14 protein-coding genes are annotated in these 19,830 nt (G+C 71.7%); 10 read left to right on the top strand and 4 right to left on the bottom strand.

Annotated features, from left to right (window positions below):
• Window positions 1-7: 7 nt before the first annotated feature.
• Window positions 8-664 (bottom strand): MOSC domain-containing protein, encoded by a 657-nt coding sequence (locus OG912_RS11980; RefSeq protein WP_327713399.1) that lies wholly within the window; start codon window positions 662-664, stop codon window positions 8-10.
• Window positions 665-753: 89 nt separating this feature from the next.
• Between OG912_RS11980 and OG912_RS11975 the strand changes: the two genes are divergently transcribed.
• Window positions 754-1,644: a LysR family transcriptional regulator gene (locus OG912_RS11975; protein ID WP_326738163.1), complete on the top strand. Its 891-nt coding sequence runs from the start codon at window positions 754-756 to the stop codon at window positions 1,642-1,644.
• Between the two features lie 121 nt (window positions 1,645-1,765).
• On the opposite strand, the gene OG912_RS11970 is transcribed toward OG912_RS11975, so the two are convergent.
• On the bottom strand, window positions 1,766-2,092 hold the full coding sequence (locus tag OG912_RS11970; protein ID WP_327709344.1) for a WhiB family transcriptional regulator: 327 nt from the start codon (window positions 2,090-2,092) through the stop codon (window positions 1,766-1,768).
• A 411-nt stretch (window positions 2,093-2,503) separates the two neighbouring features.
• Between OG912_RS11970 and OG912_RS11965 the strand changes: the two genes are divergently transcribed.
• The 4 genes from OG912_RS11965 (at window position 2,504) to OG912_RS11950 (ending at window position 6,876) form a co-directional block, all read left to right on the top strand.
• Window positions 2,504-3,115, top strand: coding sequence for a response regulator transcription factor (locus OG912_RS11965; RefSeq protein ID WP_003948568.1), 612 nt, complete (start codon window positions 2,504-2,506; stop codon window positions 3,113-3,115).
• 325 nt (window positions 3,116-3,440) lie between these two features.
• Window positions 3,441-4,016 (top strand): sigma-70 family RNA polymerase sigma factor, encoded by a 576-nt coding sequence (locus OG912_RS11960; protein WP_326738164.1) that lies wholly within the window; start codon window positions 3,441-3,443, stop codon window positions 4,014-4,016.
• Window positions 4,017-4,144: 128 nt separating this feature from the next.
• On the top strand, window positions 4,145-5,647 hold the full coding sequence (guaB, locus tag OG912_RS11955; protein WP_326738165.1) for an IMP dehydrogenase: 1,503 nt from the start codon (window positions 4,145-4,147) through the stop codon (window positions 5,645-5,647).
• Window positions 5,648-5,751: 104 nt separating this feature from the next.
• Complete coding sequence (locus OG912_RS11950; protein WP_007453079.1) at window positions 5,752-6,876, top strand: GuaB3 family IMP dehydrogenase-related protein; 1,125 nt, start codon at window positions 5,752-5,754, stop codon at window positions 6,874-6,876.
• 76 nt (window positions 6,877-6,952) lie between these two features.
• On the opposite strand, the gene OG912_RS11945 is transcribed toward OG912_RS11950, so the two are convergent.
• Window positions 6,953-7,558, bottom strand: a complete 606-nt coding sequence (locus OG912_RS11945; protein ID WP_327709343.1) for a hypothetical protein — start codon at window positions 7,556-7,558, stop codon at window positions 6,953-6,955.
• A gap of 106 nt (window positions 7,559-7,664) precedes the next feature.
• Window positions 7,665-8,927: a nucleotide sugar dehydrogenase gene (locus OG912_RS11940; RefSeq protein WP_327709342.1), complete on the bottom strand. Its 1,263-nt coding sequence runs from the start codon at window positions 8,925-8,927 to the stop codon at window positions 7,665-7,667.
• Between the two features lie 249 nt (window positions 8,928-9,176).
• Here OG912_RS11940 and OG912_RS11935 point away from each other — a divergent pair, with 249 nt between their 5' ends.
• The 5 genes from OG912_RS11935 to OG912_RS11915 all read left to right on the top strand — a co-directional run bounded on the left by OG912_RS11935 (window position 9,177) and on the right by OG912_RS11915 (window position 19,791).
• Window positions 9,177-10,883, top strand: coding sequence for a glycerol-3-phosphate dehydrogenase/oxidase (locus OG912_RS11935; RefSeq protein WP_327709341.1), 1,707 nt, complete (start codon window positions 9,177-9,179; stop codon window positions 10,881-10,883).
• A 430-nt stretch (window positions 10,884-11,313) separates the two neighbouring features.
• Entirely contained in the window at window positions 11,314-13,260 is a 1,947-nt protein-coding gene (locus OG912_RS11930) for a serine/threonine-protein kinase (RefSeq protein WP_327709340.1), read from the top strand.
• Window positions 13,261-13,439: 179 nt separating this feature from the next.
• Window positions 13,440-16,154, top strand: a complete 2,715-nt coding sequence (locus tag OG912_RS11925; protein ID WP_327709339.1) for a protein kinase — start codon at window positions 13,440-13,442, stop codon at window positions 16,152-16,154.
• A 132-nt stretch (window positions 16,155-16,286) separates the two neighbouring features.
• The gene (locus tag OG912_RS11920; RefSeq protein WP_327709338.1) at window positions 16,287-17,966 is read left to right on the top strand and encodes a serine/threonine-protein kinase; all 1,680 of its coding nucleotides are present in this window, start codon (window positions 16,287-16,289) and stop codon (window positions 17,964-17,966) included.
• A 196-nt stretch (window positions 17,967-18,162) separates the two neighbouring features.
• Window positions 18,163-19,791 (top strand): succinic semialdehyde dehydrogenase, encoded by a 1,629-nt coding sequence (locus OG912_RS11915; RefSeq protein WP_327709337.1) that lies wholly within the window; start codon window positions 18,163-18,165, stop codon window positions 19,789-19,791.
• Window positions 19,792-19,830 lie beyond the last annotated feature (39 nt).

Genomic DNA, 19,830 nt, shown 5'->3' with positions numbered 1-19,830 from the left:
TCCCCGCTCACCCCTGAAGTGCCACGTACGCGTGCGCCTTCCGCAAGGCCGAGGGGTGCAGCGCCTCGCCTGCCGCGAGCAGCCGCGGCAGCAGCCCGCGCCGGGTCGTCACGGCCCGGAACTGCAGTTCCACCGTCACCTCGTGATCCGGCCGGTGCACGATCTCGACGGGGTCGCCGGCCCGGATGCTGCCCGGCGTGAGCACCCGGAAGTACGCGCCGGGGAAGGCCGCCTGCGTGAACCGCTTGACCCAGCGCTCCTCGCCGACGTGCCCCGCGAACGTACGGCACGGAATCCGGCCGGACGTGACCTCCAGAACCAGCTCGCCACCGATCCGCCAGCGCTCGCCGATCAGTGCGCCGCCGACCTTCACACCGCTCGTGGTCAGGTTCTCGCCGAAGCAGCCGTTGGGCAGCGGGCGCCCCAGCTCCCGCTCCCACGCGTCGAGTTCCTCGCGGGCGAACGCGTACACGGCCTGGTGCGAGCCGCCGTGGTGGCGCAGATCGCAGACGGCGTCGCCGGCCAGGCCGCTGCCCTCGGGGCCGGGATCGCAGACCCGTACAAGCCCCTCGACGGGGTGCTTGTCGATCCCGGTCACGCCGCCCGGGGAGTCGGTGTAGTCCACTGCCACGGGGCGGCCCGTGTTCACGGTCAGCACGGTCATCGCGTTCATGGCTGCACGCTAACCACTCCCGACCCAAAGCTGCACGCCGGAAATTCGCGACCGACCCAAGATTCCCTTATATTCAAAGGGTGATCGAAGCCCGTCATCTCCGAGTCCTGCGCGCCGTGGCCGGTACCGGCTCCTTCTCCGCCGCCGCCCGCGAGCTGGGCTGCACCCAGCCCGCCGTGAGCCAGCAGATGAAGGCGCTGGAGGCCTCGGCGGGCACCACGCTCCTCATCCGCACGGGACGCGAGATGCGGCTGACGCAGGCCGGTGAGGCGCTCGTACGGCATGCCTCGGGCATCCTCGCCGGGCTCACCGCCGCCGAGGAGGAGGTCGCCGCGATCGCCGGGCTGCGGGCCGGCCGGGTCCGGCTCGTCTCCTTCCCCAGTGGCAGCTCCACCCTGGTCCCGGGCGCTCTCGCGGCACTCCGGGCCGCTCATCCCGGCACCAGGGTCTCCCTGGTCGAGGCCGAGCCGCCCCGCTCGGTGGAGATGCTGCGCGACGGCGACTGCGACATCGCGCTGGCCTTCCGCTACGGCACACCGGGCGCCGAGTGGGACGACCTGGTGGTGCGCCCGCTGCTGACCGACCGGCTGATCGGTCTGGTTCCCGAGGGCCACGCGCTCGCGGACCGGGCCGAGGTGGGCATCGGCGAACTCGCCGGCGAACCGTGGATCGCCGGCTGCCCGCGCTGTCGCCGGCAGCTGGTGGAGGTCTGCGAGGCGTCCGGCTTCACCCCGCGGATCGACTTCGCCACGGATGACTACCCGGCGGTGATCGGCCTGGTCGGCGCGGGTCTCGGGGTGGCCGTCCTGCCGGCGCTGGCGATCGAGTCGGTACGCCCCAGGGGTGCCCGGACCGTCAGCGTGGAGCCGGCCATCGAGCGCGAGATCGTTGCGCTGACCCTGCCCGACCTGGCGCAGGTTCCGGCCGTGGCGGCCACCCTGGACCAGCTGTCGCTGGCGGCCGCCCGCTGAGCGGCCTCCGCGGGCCCACGGGCCCGGGCGACGAGGAGCGTGCGCCCGCGGCCCGAAGGAGAAGCGTGCGCCCGGGGTCTGAGTGGAGAAACGTTTCTGCCTTTGTGGAGTGCGGCGAGGGTCAGCCGTGTCCGGGCGGCGACGACGGTGCCACCGCGCTGATCAGCCGGTTCCTTGCCCGGCCCATGAGCTCCTCGCGCTCGTCCTCGGTCAGTCCTCCCCACACCCCGTAGGGCTCGCGTACCGCCAGCGCGTGGGCTGCGCACTCGGCGCGTACCGGGCATCGCATGCAGACCTCTTTCGCGGAGGTCTCGCGGGCGCTCCTGGCGGCTCCGCGTTCCCCCTCGGGGTGGAAGAACAGTGAGCTGTCGACCCCTCGGCAGGCCGCCAGCAGCTGCCAGTCCCACAGATCGGCGTTGGGTCCGGGAAGGCGGGAGAAATCTGCCATTGCTTGTCCCCTCGAAACCATGCTGAGTCGGAAACGTCGTGGTCGTCCGTCGTACCGTGCCCATGACCGTACATCTACGGTGTTAGTAGATGTAAATATGACTGATTGCGAATCTATCCACAGACACCAGCAAAAGGGAAGAAAACCCGCTAAATGGGGCATAAGTTCCTGGAAAGGTTCGGTTGACGGCTGAACGACCCCGTGGCGCTCTCCTCCGTGCTCGACCCCTCACGTAGAGTGCCGAACCCGGCCGTCCGACCCGTAACTCTTTCGAGTGACCATCGTTGAGAGTGCGGAGGCGGTTGGCAGAGAAAGCGATCGGGCAAGTGTCCGAGAGCGTCAACCGCACAGGTGACGACTTGTAACAGCCTGGAGGCTCAAGGTGACGCGCATCAGCTTCGGAGGGCGGTCATGACATCCGTTCTCGTCTGCGACGATTCCCCGCTTGCCCGAGAAGCGCTCCGTCGCGCGGTCGCGACCGTGCCCGGCGTCGAGCGTGTGACGACGGCGGCCAACGGGGAGGAAGTCCTCCGCCGCTGGGGTGCCGACCGTTCGGATCTGATTCTGATGGACGTACGCATGCCCGGTCTGGGAGGTGTGGAGACCGTCCGGCGGCTGCTCTCCGCCGACCCCGGGGCGCGGATCATCATGCTGACGGTCGCGGAGGACCTGGACGGCGTCGCGCTCGCGGTCGCCGCCGGGGCCCGCGGATATCTGCACAAGGACGCCTCCCGGGCGGAGCTCCGGGCGACCGTCACCCAGGCACTGGCCGATCCGACGTGGCGGCTCGCCCCGCGGCGGCTGCGCTCGGCCGAGATGGGTGCGGCGCCCACGCTCACCGCGCGTGAGATCCAGGTGCTCGAAGGGATGAGCCACGGTCGCTCCAACGCGGAGATCGGCCGTGAGCTGTTCCTCTCCGAGGACACGGTGAAGACGCACGCCAGGCGCCTGTTCAAGAAGCTCGGCGCCTCGGACCGCGCCCACGCGGTGGCACTCGGTTTCCGCTGGGGGCTGGTCCGCTGAGGGCCGGCCGTGACCGGCCGCCGACATCCACTCCCCGTCCGCTCGCGGGCGGACGGGGCGACCCCGGGCGAGGGGTGCGGAGCCGGGTCGTTTCCCCCGACGCGACCTGCTCGTACCCCGCCCGTGCAGCCCGCCGCCCCGGCGGCATGTGACGCTTCCCGGCCGATGACGCATCCTTGAGAGCGTGGAGTTCCTCGGGAACGATTCGGTCGAGCGGAAGGGGAGGGCGCAGGACATGACTTCCGGCGCACCCGCTCATAACGCTTCGGTGCACAACTACGGACGCGGTGCCGCGGATGATGCGGCTCCGGGGCACCATGGTTCGATGCGCGAGGAAGGAACGACGGTGATCGGTGCCCTGGTGCATCGTGCCGTCGAAGGTGACGCGCAGGCCACCCATGATCTGCTGGCCCATGTACACCCCCTCGCGCTGCGCTACTGCAGGTCCCGGCTGAACCGGCTGCCCGGTGATGCCCGTCACTTCGTGGAGGACCTGGCGCAGGAGGTCTGTGTCGCGGTGCTGATGGCCCTGCCGCGGTACAAGGACACCGGCAGGCCCTTCGAAGCCTTCGTCTTCGCCATCGCCGGCCACAAGGTGGCCGATCTCCAGCGGGCCGCGATGCGGCACCCGGGATCGACCGCGGTGCCCTCCGACGAGATGCCGGAGCGGCCGGACGATTCGCTCGGGCCCGAGGAGCGGGCGCTCCTCAGCAGCGATGCCGCCTGGGCCAAGAAGCTTCTCGCCAACCTTCCGGAGAACCAGCGCGAACTCCTGGTCCTGCGGGTCGCCGTCGGGCTCACCGCCGAGGAGACCGGACAGATGCTCGGCATGTCGCCGGGTGCCGTCCGGGTCGCCCAGCACCGTGCGCTCAGCCGGCTGCGGGCCCTCGCGGAACAGTGAAGCGGGACACCGGTCCGTGCCGTAGGAAGCTACAGAACCTCCCGGTGATCTTGCTCATGGAATGAGACACCCCCGGAGGCCGTTAGCATGGACATCCGCACCGATCAAGGCCATTTGGGGAAGGTGTCATGACTGCAAACGTCGACGGAGTGCCCGAGAAATTCGCGACGCTCGGGCTGACATACGACGACGTGCTGCTGCTGCCGGGCGCATCCGAAGTGCTGCCCAACGCGGTTGACACCTCGACGCTCATCTCGCGGAACGTACGCGTGAACATCCCGCTGCTCTCCGCCGCGATGGACAAGGTGACCGAGGCCCGTATGGCCATCGCCATGGCCCGCCAGGGCGGCGTCGGCGTACTGCACCGCAATCTCTCGGTCGAGGACCAGGTCAACCAGGTCGACCTGGTGAAGCGGTCCGAGTCCGGCATGGTCACCGACCCGATCACGGTCAGCCCGGACGCCACGCTCGGCGAGGCCGACGCGCTCTGCGCCAAGTTCCGCATCAGCGGCGTCCCGGTCACCGACCCGGCGGGCAAGCTGCTCGGCATCGTCACCAACCGCGACATGGCCTTCGAGTCGGACCGCTCGCGCCAGGTGCGCGAGGTCATGACCCCCATGCCGCTGGTCACCGGCCGGGTCGGCATCTCCGGCGTGGACGCCATGGAGCTGCTGCGCCGCCACAAGATCGAGAAGCTTCCGCTGGTCGACGAGGCGGGCATCCTCAAGGGCCTCATCACGGTCAAGGACTTCAAGAAGGCCGAGCAGTACCCGAACGCGGCCAAGGACGCCGAGGGCCGGCTGCTCGTCGGCGCGGCCGTCGGCGCCAGCCCGGAGGCGCTGGACCGCGCCCAGGCGCTGGCCGGGGCCGGGGTGGACTTCCTGATCGTCGACACCTCGCACGGCCACAACAGCAACGCCCTCAACTGGATGGCGAAGATCAAGTCGGCCGTGAACGTGGACGTCATCGGCGGCAACGTCGCGACCCGCGACGGCGCCCAGGCCCTGGTCGACGCCGGTGTGGACGGCGTCAAGGTGGGTGTCGGACCCGGTTCGATCTGTACGACCCGTGTGGTCGCCGGCATCGGCGTCCCGCAGGTCACCGCGATCTACGAGGCGGCGCTGGCCGCCCGTGCGGCGGGCGTCCCGGTCATCGGCGACGGCGGACTGCAGTACTCCGGCGACATCGGCAAGGCGCTCGCCGCCGGTGCCGACAGCGTGATGCTGGGCTCCCTGCTCGCCGGCTGCGAGGAGTCTCCGGGCGAGCTCCTCTTCATCAACGGCAAGCAGTTCAAGTCCTACCGCGGCATGGGTTCGCTGGGCGCGATGCAGTCCCGCGGCCAGGGCCGCTCGTACTCCAAGGACCGCTACTTCCAGGCCGAGGTGTCCTCCGACGACAAGCTCGTCCCCGAGGGCATCGAGGGCCAGGTGCCCTACCGCGGCCCGCTGGCCAACGTGCTGCACCAGCTCGTCGGCGGTCTCCGCCAGACGATGGGGTACGTGGGCGCCGCCTCCGTCGACGAGATGGAGAGCAAGGGCCGCTTCGTGCGGATCACCTCGGCGGGTCTCAAGGAGAGCCACCCGCACGACATCCAGATGACGGTCGAAGCACCGAACTACAGCAGGAAGTAACGCGACAGCGCAGGTGAGGGGCGGTCCGGGGTTCCCGGAACCGCCCCTCACGCACGTGTCGGGGATACTGGACAGCGCAGACGTAGAGGGAAAGGCCACACATCGTGACTGAGATCGAGATCGGGCGCGGCAAGCGCGGCCGCCGGGCATACGCATTCGACGACATCGCCGTCGTCCCGAGCCGCCGGACCCGCGACCCGAAGGAGGTCTCGATCGCCTGGCAGATCGACGCCTACCGCTTCGAGCTGCCGTTCCTGGCCGCTCCCATGGACTCCGTCGTCTCCCCGCAGCACGCCATCCGCATCGGTGAGCTCGGCGGCCTCGGCGTGCTCAACCTGGAAGGCCTGTGGACCCGGCACGCCGACCCGCAGCCGCTCCTGGACGAGATCGCCGAGATGCCGGTCGAGTCCGCGACCCGCCGGCTCCAGGAGATCTACTCCGCCCCCATCCAGGAGGAGCTGATCGGGCAGCGCATCAAGGAGGTGCGCGACTCCGGTGTCGTCACCGCCGCCGCGCTCTCCCCGCAGCGCACCGCCCAGTTCTCCAAGGCCGTCGTCGACGCGGGCGTGGACATCTTCGTCATCCGCGGTACGACGGTCTCCGCCGAGCACGTCTCGGGCGCGGCCGAGCCGCTCAACCTGAAGCAGTTCATCTACGAGCTGGACGTCCCGGTGATCGTCGGCGGCTGCGCCACGTACACCGCGGCCCTGCACCTGATGCGTACGGGCGCTGCCGGTGTCCTCGTCGGCTTCGGCGGCGGCGCCGCGCACACCACGCGCAACGTCTTCGGCATCCAGGTCCCGATGGCGACCGCGGTCGCCGATGTGGCCGGTGCCCGTCGCGACTACATGGACGAGTCCGGCGGCCGGTACGTGCACGTGATCGCGGACGGTGGCGTGGGCTGGTCCGGCGACCTGCCGAAGGCCATCGCCTGCGGTGCGGACGCCGTGATGATGGGCTCCCCGCTCGCCCGCGCGACGGACGCGCCGGGCCGCGGCCGTCACTGGGGCATGGAGGCCGTCCACGAGGACGTGCCGCGCGGCAAGCTGGTCGACCTGGGCTCCGTCGGCACGACGGAGGAGGTCCTCACCGGTCCTTCGCACACCCCCGACGGCTCGATGAACATCTTCGGCGCGCTGCGCCGGGCGATGGCGACGACGGGGTACAGCGACCTCAAGGAGTTCCAGCGCGTCGAGGTCACGGTGGCGGACTCGCAGCACCGCCGCTGAGTGCTCCGAGCATGACGGGAGGGCCCGGACCGCGATCGCGGTCCGGGCCCTCCGGTGTTTCGGGTGCGGTCCGTGACTAGTCGGACGTCTTCTTGGCCGTGGAGAACGCCACCACTGCGGCGACCACGAAGAAGACGACGCCGAGGAAGTCGATCTCTTCCTTCCACGCCTGGCTCAGGTCGCTGAAGTGATCGAAGAAGATCTCGGAGACCGAGAGCGGGACGATGTCGCTGAGGAGGATCGCCGCACCGAGCAGCTGGCCGAGATACACGCCGAGCAGTGCGAAGACACCACTGATGACCGGCAGGGCGGGGTTGCGGCCGCCGAGCTTGCCGGCGGCGAAGCCGACGAGGGCGCCGACACCCACGGCCGCGTAGCCGATCTCGTGCTCCGTGGCGCCGATGATCGCGCCGTAGATACCCGCCGCGACGAGTGCCGCGACGAGCGCGACGAGGATGCCGAGACCCACGTTGCTGCGCGCCGGTGCCACCGGAGCGAACGGTGCGCCGCCGCCGAAGGGTGCGCCTCCGCCGTACGGAGCGCCGACGGGCTGCTGGCCCGGGAACGGGGCACCGGGCTGGGGCTGGCCGGGCTGGGGCTGGCCGGGCTGGCCGGCGTACGGGTTGCCGGCCTGGGGCTGGGCGTCGTACGGCTGGTTCGGCGGTGGTACGGGCGTGCTCATGTTGGGTTCCCCCTGGGACTGTGGCGCACGAGTGTGCGATGCGTGACGCCGCAGGCTAGCAGTCGGCTCCGACATCGGCCCACAAAAATCCTTGGGGGGACTGCGATCAGAGCCGGTGCGCGGCCCCTGCCGGGGTCGCGCCGCGGGTGTCGAGCAGGAGTTGTGCCTTCACCGCCAGGCCCTGGAGGTCGTACGTGCGGTGGTGCTGGAGCAGCACCGTCAGATCGGCGCTGGAGGCCGCTTCGTACAGCGAATCGGCGCGGGGGACCGGAAGTTCGCGTACGCGCCAGTCCAGGACGTGCGGATCGTGGTAGCCGATCTGGGCTCCCATGTCCATCAGCCGGGTGGCGATCTCGCGGGCGGGGGAGGCCTCCTGGTCGGCGAGGTCGGGCTTGTAGGTGACGCCGAGGAGGAGGACCCGGGCGCCGCGGACGGACTTGCCGTGCTCGTTGAGGAGGGTGGCGCAGCGCTGGATCACGTACTGCGGCATCCGGTCGTTGATCTCCTGCGCGAGCGAGACCATCCGCAGGGGGTGGCCGGGGGTGCGGCTGTTGTACGGGAGGTAGCCCGGGTCGACCGGAACGCCGTGGCCGCCCACGCCGGGGCCGGGGCGGAAGGGCTGGAAGCCGAAGGGTTTGGTCTCGGCGCACCGGATGACGTCCCACAGGTCGACGCCGAGGTCGTGGCAGAGCACGGCCATCTCGTTGACCAGGGCGATGTTGACGTGCCGGAAGTTGGTCTCCAGCACCTTCGTCATCTCGGCCTCGCGCGGGCCGCGGGCGCGGACGACCTTGTCGGTGAGCCGGCTGTAGAAGGCGGCGGCCGATTCGGTGCAGGCGGGCGTCAGGCCGCCGATGACCTTGGGGGTGTTGGCGTAGACGTGGGTGCGGTTGCCGGGGTCGAGGCGGCTGGGGGAGTGGGCGAGGTGGAAGTCGCGTCCGCCGCGCAGTCCGGAGCCCTCTTCGAGGAGGGGGAGCAGGAAGTTCTCGGTGGTGCCCGGGGGGACGGACGATTCCAGCAGCACGGTGGTGTGCGGGCGCAGCCGGGCGGCCAGGGCGCGGGCCGCGTCGCCCACGCCGGTGAGGTCGAGGGTGCGGTCGGGGCCCAGGGGGGTGGGCGCGCAGATCACGGCGGTACGGACCCGGCCCAGCTCGGCCTGGTTGGTGGTGAGGCGGAAACCCCCGGAGAGCATCCGGCGGATGTCGGACGCGGTGAGCGATCCCTCGACGGGGGTGCGGCCCGCGGAGAGTTCCGCGAAGGCCCGGGGGTCGGTGTCGTAGCCGATGGTCTGGATACCGGCTGAGACGGCGGCTTGGGCGAGGGGCAGGCCGAGGTGACCGAGTCCGATGACGGCGAGGTCTGCAGGCACGTGGGTGGCCGTCCTTCCCTAAGACCATGAGGACAGAAAGCGCAACCGCTGGGGACAGCGCAATGTCAGACTAAGCGTAAATATGACCTATATGTCGCATTGTGCGGCCCCCGTCGTCCGGGTGTTGTCCACAGGCGGTGGCTGAAGTCGCGGAGCGCGGACAGAATCGAGAGGTGGGCACGGGCATCCGACCCCGCGGTCGGACCGCATCCCCCGTGCCGTACCACCCCGATCTACCGGGAGGCAGCAGTGAGGACAGCGACACTGGGACCCGCGGAGCGCGCCGAGGCGCTCGCCGCGATGGCCGAGCGCGAACTGGACGTGCTGGTCGTGGGGGCGGGCGTGGTCGGCGCCGGGACGGCGCTCGACGCGGTGACGAGAGGGCTCTCGACCGGGCTGGTCGAGGCGCGCGACTGGGCGTCCGGCACGTCGAGCAGGTCGAGCAAGCTGATCCACGGCGGGCTGCGCTATCTGGAGATGCTCGACTTCGCGCTCGTCCGCGAGGCACTGAAGGAGCGCGGGCTGCTGCTGGAGCGCCTCGCCCCGCACCTGGTGAAGCCGGTGCCCTTCCTCTATCCGTTGCAGCACAAGGGCTGGGAGCGGCTGTACGCCGGTTCGGGCGTCGCGCTGTACGACGCGATGTCGGTGTCGTCCGGGCACGGCCGCGGGCTCCCCGTGCACCGGCACCTCTCCCGCCGCCAGGCCCTGCGGGTCGCGCCGGCGCTGAAGCGCGACGCCCTGGTGGGGGCCCTGCAGTACTACGACGCCCAGATGGACGACGCCCGCTATGTGGCGACGCTGGTGCGCACCGCCGCCGGGTACGGCGCGCAGGTGGCGAACCGGGCGCGGGTGATCGGCTTCCTCCGGGAGGGCGAGCGCGTCGTCGGCGCCCGGGTGGAGGACGTCGAGGCAGGCGATACGTACGAGGTCAGGGCCAAACAGGTGGTCAACGCCACCGGCGTCTGGACGGATGACACCCAGGCGCTGATCGGCGAGCGCGGCCAGTTCCACGTACGGGCGTCCAAGGGCATCCACCTGGTCGTCCCCAAGGACCGCATCCACTCCTCCACGGGCCTGATCCTGCGCACCGAGAAGTCGGTCCTCTTCGTCATTCCGTGGGGACGGCACTGGATCGTCGGGACGACGGACACCGACTGGGACCTGGACAAGGCGCATCCGGCGGCGTCCAGCGCGGACATCGACTATCTCCTCGAACACGTCAACTCGGTGCTGTCCACCCCGCTGACCAGGGATGACGTCGAGGGCGTCTACGCGGGTCTGCGCCCGCTGCTGGCCGGTGAGTCGGACGCGACCAGCAAGCTCTCGCGCGAGCACACGGTGGCGCATCCGCTGCCGGGCCTCGTGGTCGTCGCGGGCGGGAAGTACACGACGTACCGGGTGATGGCCAAGGACGCCGTCGACGAGGCCGTGCACGCCTTGGACCAGCGGGTGGCCGAATGTGTCACGGAGGACATTCCGCTGCTGGGCGCCGAGGGCTACCGCGCCCTGTGGAACGCGCGGGCCAGGATCGCCGCCCGGACCGGCCTCCATGTCGCCCGGGTGGAGCATCTGCTGAACCGGTACGGCTCCATGACCGAGGAGATCCTGGAGCTGATCGTCGCCGATCCGGTGATGGGCGAACCGCTGCCGTCCGCCGACGACTACCTGAAGGCCGAGATCGTGTACGCGGCCTCGCACGAGGGGGCCCGCCACCTCGACGACGTACTGACCCGGCGCACCCGGATCTCCATCGAGACCTTCGACCGGGGTACGCGCTCCGCCCGGCTGTGCGCGGAGCTGATGGCGCGGGTGCTCGGCTGGGACCAGGGCCGGATCGATCGCGAGGTCGCGCACTACGAGAAGCGGGTGGAGGCGGAACGGGAGTCGCAGCGCCAGCCCGACGACCTGACGGCGGACGCGGCGCGGCTGGGGGCGCCGGACATCGTGCCCATTTAGGGCCTGTTCGCCCGGAGCCCCGCAGCCCGCAGCCCGCCGGCCGCCTCCGCCGCCCGCCTCCGCCGGGCGGGGCAGGGGTGTGGGGCCCCGGAACTTCGGTGCGCACGGCGTGGGTTCGCAGGGGCCGGTGGCGCCCCGCGGCCGGTCTTTGGGGCGGTACGTCAGGACAGGCGCGGAATGCGACGGTTCGGGTCATCGCTCCGGACGACGGGCCGTGGTAGGCAGGAAGGTGTCCGGATGAGATGTGGTTCCCTGGGCAGGGAACGGTGGGGGGCGCGGCCATGGCGCGGCAGCGCCACGCGTACGGGCCCGGCAGGAAATCCCTTCCGCCGGCCACGTGATGACGGTCCCCGGACCCGGCACCAGGACCGGTCCCGGGGTGAGGGACAATGAACGCTCTGCCAGGGCGGGTTGATCGCAGAGGGGACGCATGTCGGAGGCGGAGCAGGCACGGGGGCCCCAACGGGACAAGGACGGACGTCTTCTCGCGGGGCGGTACCGGCTCGGAGAGGTGCTCGGCCGGGGCGGAATGGGCACGGTCCACCGCGCCGTCGACGAGACGCTGGGCCGCACGGTCGCGGTCAAGGAACTGCGGTTCCCCACGGCGATCGACGACGACGAGAAGCGCCGGCTCATCACGCGCACGCTGCGCGAGGCCAAGGCGATCGCCCGGATCCGCAACAACGGCGCGGTCACCGTCTACGACGTGGTCGACGAGGACGACCGGCCGTGGATCGTCATGGAACTCATCGAGGGCAAGTCGCTGGCCGAGGCGGTGCGCGAGGACGGCGTCCTGACGCCGAAGCGGGCGGCCGAGGTCGGCCTCGCCATCCTCGACGTGCTGCGCTCCGCGCACCGCGAGGGCATCCTGCACCGCGACGTGAAGCCGTCCAACGTGCTGATCTCCGAGGACGGCCGGGTCGTGCTGACCGACTTCGGCATCGCCCAGGTCGAGGGCGACCCGTCGGTCACCTCCACCGGCATGCTCGTCGGCGCACCCTCGTACATCTCGCCGGAGCGGGCCCGCGGGCACAAGCCGGGACCGCCGGCCGACCTGTGGTCGCTCGGCGGACTGCTCTACGCGAGCGTGGAGGGCTGCCCGCCGTACGACAAGGGGTCCGCGATCGCGACCCTGACCGCCGTGATGACCGAGCCGCTCGACCCGCCGAAGAACGCGGGCCCGCTGGAAGAGGTCATCTACGGGTTGCTCGCCCGGGACCCCGAGCAGCGGCTCGACGACGCGGGCGCGCGCGCCCTGCTCAACGACGTCATCAACGCCCCGGAGGAGCCGGAGCTTCCGGTGCCGCCGCCGGCCGACGCCACCCAGGTGATGGCCCTCCCCAAGAACGTGGCCGATGCCCCGCCCAAGGCGGCGCAGAAGTCCGGTGAGACGGGCGAAGGGGCACGGGACCGGCTGCGCGGGGCGCTGCGCTCGACGCGGAACGCGAAGGCGGCAGCCGGTGCCGGTGCGGTCGCAGCGGCCTCCGTTCCGGCCCGGCCGGCCACGGCTCCCGCGACGGCCACGGCCTCCCCCTCGGGGGCCGTACCGCCGCCGCGCCCTGCCACCTCGCCGGTCACCCCGCCCCGCGCGTCCCTCACGGACGTGGTGCCGCGCCGCACGCTGGCGATCATCGCGGCCGTCATCGCGCTCGCGGTGCTCGGCACGGTCCTCGCGCTCACGCTCGGCGGGGACGACAAGGGCTCCGACAACGCGGGCGGCACCAAGGACGGCACGTCCGCCTCGGCCGGCACCTCCGCGGGCAGCGGCTCCGGCGGCTCCGGCGACACGGAGCAGGGCAGCGGCAAGGAGCAGGGCCAGGGCCAGGGCGAGGATGCGAAGGGCAACGGCGGCCAGGGCGCGGACGACGACTCGGACAAGGGGTCGGACGACGCGAAGGACGAGAAGTCGGCCGACGCCGTGCCCGCCGGATTCCGGACGGTCGAGAACAAGCAGTTCCACTTCTCCATGGCGATGCCCGAGAACTTCCGCTTCGACAAGACGGCAGGCGACAACTCCGGCGCCATATACAACGTCAGCGGCGGCTTCCCCCGCATCCAGGTCGACTACACCGGCTCGCCGGGCGGCGACGCCGCCGGGGCGTGGAGAGCCGCCAGGGCCGCCGTCGCGGCCACCAGCAACAACTACCACCACCTCGGCATAAACGAGGTCCAGTACAAGGGCTACCCGACCGTCGCCGACTGGCAGTTCGAGCGTACGCAGCAGGGCCAGCGGGTCCGGGTGATCAACCGGGGCTTCAAGGTCGACAGCGGTCACGGCTACGCGATCATGATCAGTTGCAAGGCCGACGCGTGGGACAGCAAGGAGTGCCGGACGCTGCGCAAGACGGCGTTCGACACGTTCAAGCCGCTCGGCTGAGGCAAGCCGTCCGGCCGGGTTGCGCCGACCCTGCCGCGCGGCCGCCTCCAGCCACGTATTGTGAGAGCTCGAAGACCGTACGCAGCCGAAATCACAAGTCAATTGCACAGTAAGTGACTGCAATTGGCGGTTTCGTGCGGTCTACGTGACCGGGGGACAGCGCGCTCTGGGGAGGCGTCGTGGACGACTATGCGGGTCGGGTACTTGCCGACCGCTACCGCCTTCCGCTGCCTCCGTCCGACGAGTACGAACTGGTCGAGACCCGGGCGTTCGACACCTACAGCGGCCAGGAGGTACTGGTCCGTCAGGTGCCGTTGCCCGAGGTCGTGGACGCCGAGGTGCTCGACGCGGAGGGGCTGCCCACGGCCGCGCGGCGGACGAGCGGGCGCACGGTGCGGCGGTCCACCGATCCGGCGGTCCGGCGGGCCATCGAGGCCGCCCAGGCGGCGGCCCAGGTGCCCGACCACCCGCGCCTTGACCAGGTGTTCGACGTGTTCGCCGAGGACGGTTCGCTCTGGATCGTGAGCGAACTGGTCGCGGCCCGGCCGCTGGCGGCCCTGCTCGCGGAACACCCGCTCAATCCGTTCCGGGCCGCCGAGATCGGCTCCGACGTCCTGACCGCGCTGCGCGTCCTGCACGCGCACGGCTGGACCCACCGCAACATCACCGTGCGCACGGTGCTCATCTGCGACGACGGACGCGTCGTGCTGACCGGCCTGGCGGCCGGGGCGGCGGAGGAGGCGCTCTGCGGGTACGTTCCGGTGCCGCGCGCCGACGACGACGGCGAGGCCGAGGGCGTGTACGGCAGCCCCGCGGTCGAGTCCGGCCCCACGGGCCCGTACGTCCCGCCCGAGCCCGAGGGCGCCGATCCGTACGGCTCGCCCGAGGTGCCCGGTTCCCGGGGGCCCGCGGCCATCGAGTCGGGGCCCGGGGCCACTCCGGTGCAGCCGCACGGAGCCGGTGAGCTGGAGGCCGTGCGCCGCCCGCCGCCCGCCACCGTGCCCGTCCCCGCCTCCGAGGCGGGCGGCGCCCAGGCGCGGGCCGCGCGGGCGGGGGCCATCGCCGCGTACCGTGCGGGCGCCCGCGCCGCCGCCCGGCTCAGCGAGGAGGAGCGCCGGGCCGGTACGGACGAGGCGCAGGACACCGGCACCCTTCCGGTCCCGCGGCCCGCCCACCCGCCGCAGCCTCTCGGCCGGCCCGGCACCCCGGCCCCGTACGACCCCCATGACCTGTACGACGACGAGGACCCGTACGACGACGAGGGCGACGACGAGGGCGACGGCTTCGGCCGCGGTGACCTCGGCGGCGACGACGGCCAGGCGCCGCCCCGGCGGCTCCATCTCACCGGTTCCTGGGACGACGGCCCCGGCCGCGGTCGCCCGGTGCCCGCCGGCGGCTCCAACGAGGACGCCCTGCGCGCCGACTCCCGGCGTCTGGGCGCCACCCCGGCCGTACGCCCGCAACTGCCGGCCCCCACCGGCGAGGCTGCCCGCGAGACCGCCCCGGGCCGCTGGGACGAGATCGTCGCCGGAGGCCGTGACTCGTCCGCCTACCGCGGCCCCGCCACCACCCTCGCCGCCGAGCGCGCCCGGCAGGCCCGGATCGCCGTCGTCGGCGCGGTCACCGAGCGCTGGGCGCCCGAGCAGGCCGGTCCGGTCCACGAGAACTGGCAGCTGGCACCGCCCATCGGCCCCTCCACCGACCTCTGGGCGCTGGGCGCCCTGCTCTACCGCGCCGTACAGGGCCACGCCCCGTATCCGGAGGAGAACGCCGCCGAGCTCGTCCAGATGGTCTGCGGCGAACCGCCCGCCTTCGCCGAGGAGTGCGGGCCGCTGCGGCCCGTCGTCGAGTCACTGCTGCGGCAGGACCCCACCGAGCGCCCGGACTTCGAGGAACTGCGCGGCTGGCTGCGCTCCCTCGTGCGGTCGGCGCCCGAGCCGGAGGCCGGTCTCGACGTCGTGACGCTGCCCTCCGCCGACGCCACCCGGCTGCCCGTCGTACGCCGCCGCGGAGAGCTCGTACGCAAGCGCCGCGGCCGCCGGGGCGGGGCGGCGCACGGCCGGCACCGCCAGACCAAGGAACGGCTGGAACCCGCGGAGCGGGCCACGCTTCAGCCGCGCGAGCCCAGGAACCCCAGGCCGCCGCGCGAGCCCAAGGGGCCGAAGGCGCTGCGCACCCCGCCGCGCCCGCAGCAGGAGGGGCACGCACCGCGCCGGCTCGGCCGGCTGCTGCTCGTCCTGATCCTGCTGGTCCTGGCCGCGGCGGTCGCGTACGCCGTGATGTTCATGCCCAAGTCCGGTACGGAGTCCGGGGCCGGCCCCGCCCCCTCCCGTACCGAGTCCGGAGCGCCCCAGGGCGGCTCCCAGGACTCCGGGGAGCCGTCACCTCCGGGCTCCTCCGGCGCACAGCAGCCGCAGACCAGCCGCTCCGCCGTCGCACTCGCACCCGGCTACACCCTGCGCAAGGACGCCGAGGGCTTCGAGGTCGGGACGCCCAAGGGCTGGCAGCGCAGCCCCGCCAACACGGACCGTCAGATCCGGTACGGAAGCGACGGCTTCAGCCTCCTCGTCGTCCCCGGCCGCGACACCGTGAAGGCCAACGGCGCCGACCCGCTCGACTACCAGCGGGACAAGGAGCCGGAGTTGATGCCGTTCCGCGAATCCAGCTGGGCGTCGGCGAGCGGGCTCCGCCGGATCGACGTCGGCCGGCAGGCCATGGCGGAGGGCCAGTTCACCTGGCGGGACGCCGGTGGGCGTGAGGTCTACGTCCGCAATCTGGTGATGGTCGTCGAGGGCCGCTACCACGTTCTCCAGGTCATCGGCCCGGAGGATCAGCGCGACAAGGTGACCGAGATCTACCAACAGGCCAGCCTCTCCTACCGCGTGACGCAGTGAAGTGAAACGGTCCGGCGGCGGGCGGTCCGGCAGAGCGACAAGCATCACAGTGAGATCTCGTGAGCGGTGCGAGGTTCCGTGGTCGTACCTCCCCTCCGTAACCTGTCATCCGAAGGAACGGGGCGGGGACACGTGGATCGATCACAGGGCACGGAAGCGGGACTGGTGCTGGCCGGGAGGTACCGGCTCGGCGAAGTCCTGGGACGCGGCGGCATGGGCAAGGTCTGGCGCGCTCATGACGAGGTGCTGCACCGCACCGTCGCCGTCAAGGAGCTGACCGCCGGGCTGTACGTCGCGGAGGCGGACCGGGTCGTGCTGCACGCGCGCACCCAGAAGGAGGCCCGCGCCGCCGCCCGCATCACGCATCCCGGTGTGGTCACCGTCCATGACGTGATCGAGTACGACAACCGGCCGTGGATCGTCATGCAGTACGTCGACGGTCCGTCACTCGCCGACCAGACCAAGGAGTCCGGCGAGATCGAGCCGCGCGAGGCCGCCCGGATCGGGCTCCACGTGCTGGGCGCCCTGCGCGCCGCACACAGTGCCGGGGTGCTGCACCGCGATGTGAAGCCGGGCAACGTCCTGCTCGCGCGGGACGGCCGGGTGCTGCTGACCGACTTCGGGATCGCGGCGATAGAGGGCGACTCGACCATCACCAGGACCGGTGAACTGGTCGGCTCCATCGACTATCTGGCACCCGAGCGGGTCCGCGGCGGCGACCCGGGCCCCGCCTCCGACCTGTGGTCGCTGGGCGCCACGCTGTACACCGCGGTCGAGGGGCGCTCGCCGTTCCGCCGCACCTCCCCGATATCCACGATGCAGGCCGTCGTCACCGAGGACCCGCCGACGCCCGCACGGGCCGGGGCGCTCGCCCCCGTCATCACGGCGCTGCTCCGCAAGGAACCCGAGGACCGGCCCTCGGCCGCGGAGGCCGAACGGATGCTGCTGGAGGCCATGGAGGGGCGCGAGCCCCGGTCGGCCCAGGCGTACGTCCCCACGCAGCGGGTCCCCGAGGAGGTGCTGCGTTCCATGGGCGCCGACGGCACCTCCGGCGGCGGGGCGGTGAACGGCGGCACGGCCCAGCTTCCCTACCCCGGTCCCCTTCCGGCCCCGGCCTCCGCACCGGCCATCCGGCGCAGCCGAGGCCGGTGGCGTACGACGGTCGTGGTCATCGCGCTGGCGGCCCTGGTGGGCGGCGGCGCGGGTATCGCCGCGATGCTGTACGCGAACCGCACGGACGCGGAATCCGGCACCGGTGGCACGGCGTCGCACGGCACCCGGTCGCCGGGGCCGGGCAAGGCCACACCCACCCCCACGCCCACCCCGACACCCTCGCCGGACCCGGCGAAGGCGGGCGTGCCGGACGGCTGGCGGCGGGTGGAGGACCCCTCCGGGTTCAGCATCCTCATGCCGATCGGCTGGGAGCGGCAGGTGAACGGCACCAACATCGACTACACCCCGGACGACGGTGTGCACTACCTCCGCGTCAGCGTCGACCCGGCGCCCGACTTCGAGGACTCGTACACGCACATGCAGGACATGGAGACGAACCTGCGCGAGCGGCTGCCGGACTACCGGAACCTGGAGATGAACAGCAACGTCTACCGCGACTGCCCCGGAGCCATCTGGGAGTTCACCTGGACCGAGAAGCCCGGCGAGCCGCGCCATGCCATCGACCAGATGTACTACGCGAAGGAGGGCGGCCCGGAGTACGCGCTGTACATGACGGGGCCGGAGGAGGACTGGGACATCACCCGGGACCGGTTCAACACGATGCTGCGCAGCTGGCGCGCGCCGGCCGACTCCAACTGACCCCGCACGGCTCCGACCGGCTCCGGCGGGGGCTTCCCGGTCGGTGATGCGGACGGAGATACCCCCTGATCAGCGGTTATTCAGCCAGTGATCACTGGCTCGGTTGGTGGGGGGCCGCACAGGGCTGTTGTGGGGAGTGTGAAAAGCTGTTACCCACGGGTACCCAAAGGCTTCGGCTCGACGTACTCTCGCCCTCATGACGGACTCGCAGGCCTCCACGCCCACCACCGCCGCGGTTGTCGGCACCAACCCGGTGGCCGCCGCGCCCGCGGGCGTGCGCACGGCCGCCGATGTCGTGACGCCCGAGGTGATCGCCCAGCTGACCCGTGGCGTCGTCGGCTCCGGCCGTACGGCCAACCACACCCCCTTCACCGGCGAGAAGCTGGCCGACCTGCCCGAGTCCACCCCCGAGGACGTGGCCACCGCCTACGAGCGCGCCCGCGCCGCGCAGCCCGCCTGGGCCGCGACGTCCGTCCGGGCCAGGGCCGCCGTGCTGCTGCGCTTCCACGACCTCGTCCTGGACCGTCAGTCGGAGGTCCTCGACCTCATTCAGCTGGAGACCGGCAAGGCCCGGCTGCACGCCCACGAGGAGGTGCAGGCGGTCGCCGTCGCCGCCCGGCACTACGGCCGCAAGGCCGGCGCGTATCTGAAGCCGAAGCGGCACACCGGTGTCGTACCGACCCTCACCAAGGTCACCGAGCTGCGCCAGCCCCGCGGGGTCATCGGCCAGATCGCGCCGTGGAACTACCCGTTCGAGTTGTCCGTCGGTGACGCGCTGCCCGCGTTCGTCTCCGGCAACGCCGTGGTGATGAAGCCGGACACGGAGACCGCGCTGACCGCGCTGTGGGCCCGTGACCTGCTCATCGAGGCCGGACTCCCGGCCGAGGTCTTCCAGGTCGTGCTCGGGGACGGCCCCGTCGTCGGCCCCGAGGTCGTCAAGCACGCCGACTACGTCTCGTTCACCGGTTCCACCCGCACCGGCCGCGAGGTCGCCCAGGGTGCCGCGGCCCGGCTCGTCGGCGTCTCGCTGGAGCTCGGCGGCAAGAACGCCATGCTGGTCCTGAAGGACGCCGACGTGGAGAAGGCCGCCGCCGGCGCCGTCCGCGCCTGCTTCTCCTCCGCCGGCCAGCTCTGCATCTCCATCGAGCGGCTGTACGTCCACGAGTCGATCGCCGACGACTTCGTGGCCCGGTTCGCCGCCCGTACGAAGGCGATGCGGCTCGGCAACTCCCTCGCGTACGGCGCCGACATGGGCTCGCTCGTCGGCGAGCGCCAGCTGGAGACCGTCAGCCGGCACGTCGCGGAGGCCGTCGAGAAGGGCGCCAAGCTCGTCGCCGGCGGCGTCGCCCGCCCCGACATCGGCCCGCTGTTCTACGAGCCGACCATTCTCGACGGCGTCGAGGCCCCGATGGCCGTCTGCAACGAGGAGACCTTCGGGCCGGTCGTCTCGATCTACCGCTTCAGCGACGAGGACGAGGTCGTCGCCCTGGCCAACGGCACCCCGTACGGACTCAACTCGAGCGTCTGGACCAAGGACGGCCGGCGCGGCCACCAGGTCGCCGCCCGGCTGCGCACCGGCACGGTCAACATCAACGAGGGCTACGCCCCCGCGTACGGCAGCGTGCAGTCCCCGATGGGCGGAATGAAGGAATCCGGCCTCGGCCGCCGGCACGGCTCCGAGGGCATCCTCAAGTACACCGAGGCCCAGACCGTCGCCCAGCAGCGGCTGATCCCGCTCGCCCCGTCCTTCGGGATGGACGACGAGAAGTACGCGGCGTTCATGAGCCGCAGCCTGAAGGCGATGAAGGCGTTCCGCCTGCGCTGATCGCCCGCGCCACTTCTGTCCTTTTCGTACCGAGGAGAG

Origin of the sequence: Streptomyces sp. NBC_00464, from assembly GCF_036013915.1 — a bacterium.
In the GTDB taxonomy this organism is placed as follows: Bacteria; Actinomycetota; Actinomycetes; order Streptomycetales; family Streptomycetaceae; genus Streptomyces.
Note: the sequence above shows the minus strand (reverse complement) of the source record. Positions and strands in the feature narration are given on the sequence as shown.

Excerpts from the sequence above, each read along its gene's own strand:
- OG912_RS11930 (WP_327709340.1), top strand. The coding sequence starts at position 11,314 with ATGTCGGAGGCGGAGCAGGCACGGGGGCCCCAACGGGACAAGGACGGA.
- OG912_RS11965 (WP_003948568.1), top strand. The coding sequence starts at position 2,504 with ATGACATCCGTTCTCGTCTGCGACGATTCCCCGCTTGCCCGAGAAGCG.
- OG912_RS11945 (WP_327709343.1), bottom strand. The coding sequence starts at position 7,558 with ATGAGCACGCCCGTACCACCGCCGAACCAGCCGTACGACGCCCAGCCC.
- guaB (WP_326738165.1), top strand. The coding sequence starts at position 4,145 with ATGACTGCAAACGTCGACGGAGTGCCCGAGAAATTCGCGACGCTCGGG.
- OG912_RS11980 (WP_327713399.1), bottom strand. The coding sequence starts at position 664 with ATGACCGTGCTGACCGTGAACACGGGCCGCCCCGTGGCAGTGGACTAC.
- OG912_RS11960 (WP_326738164.1), top strand. The coding sequence starts at position 3,441 with ATGCGCGAGGAAGGAACGACGGTGATCGGTGCCCTGGTGCATCGTGCC.
- OG912_RS11915 (WP_327709337.1), top strand. The coding sequence starts at position 18,163 with ATGACGGACTCGCAGGCCTCCACGCCCACCACCGCCGCGGTTGTCGGC.
- OG912_RS11970 (WP_327709344.1), bottom strand. The coding sequence starts at position 2,092 with ATGGCAGATTTCTCCCGCCTTCCCGGACCCAACGCCGATCTGTGGGAC.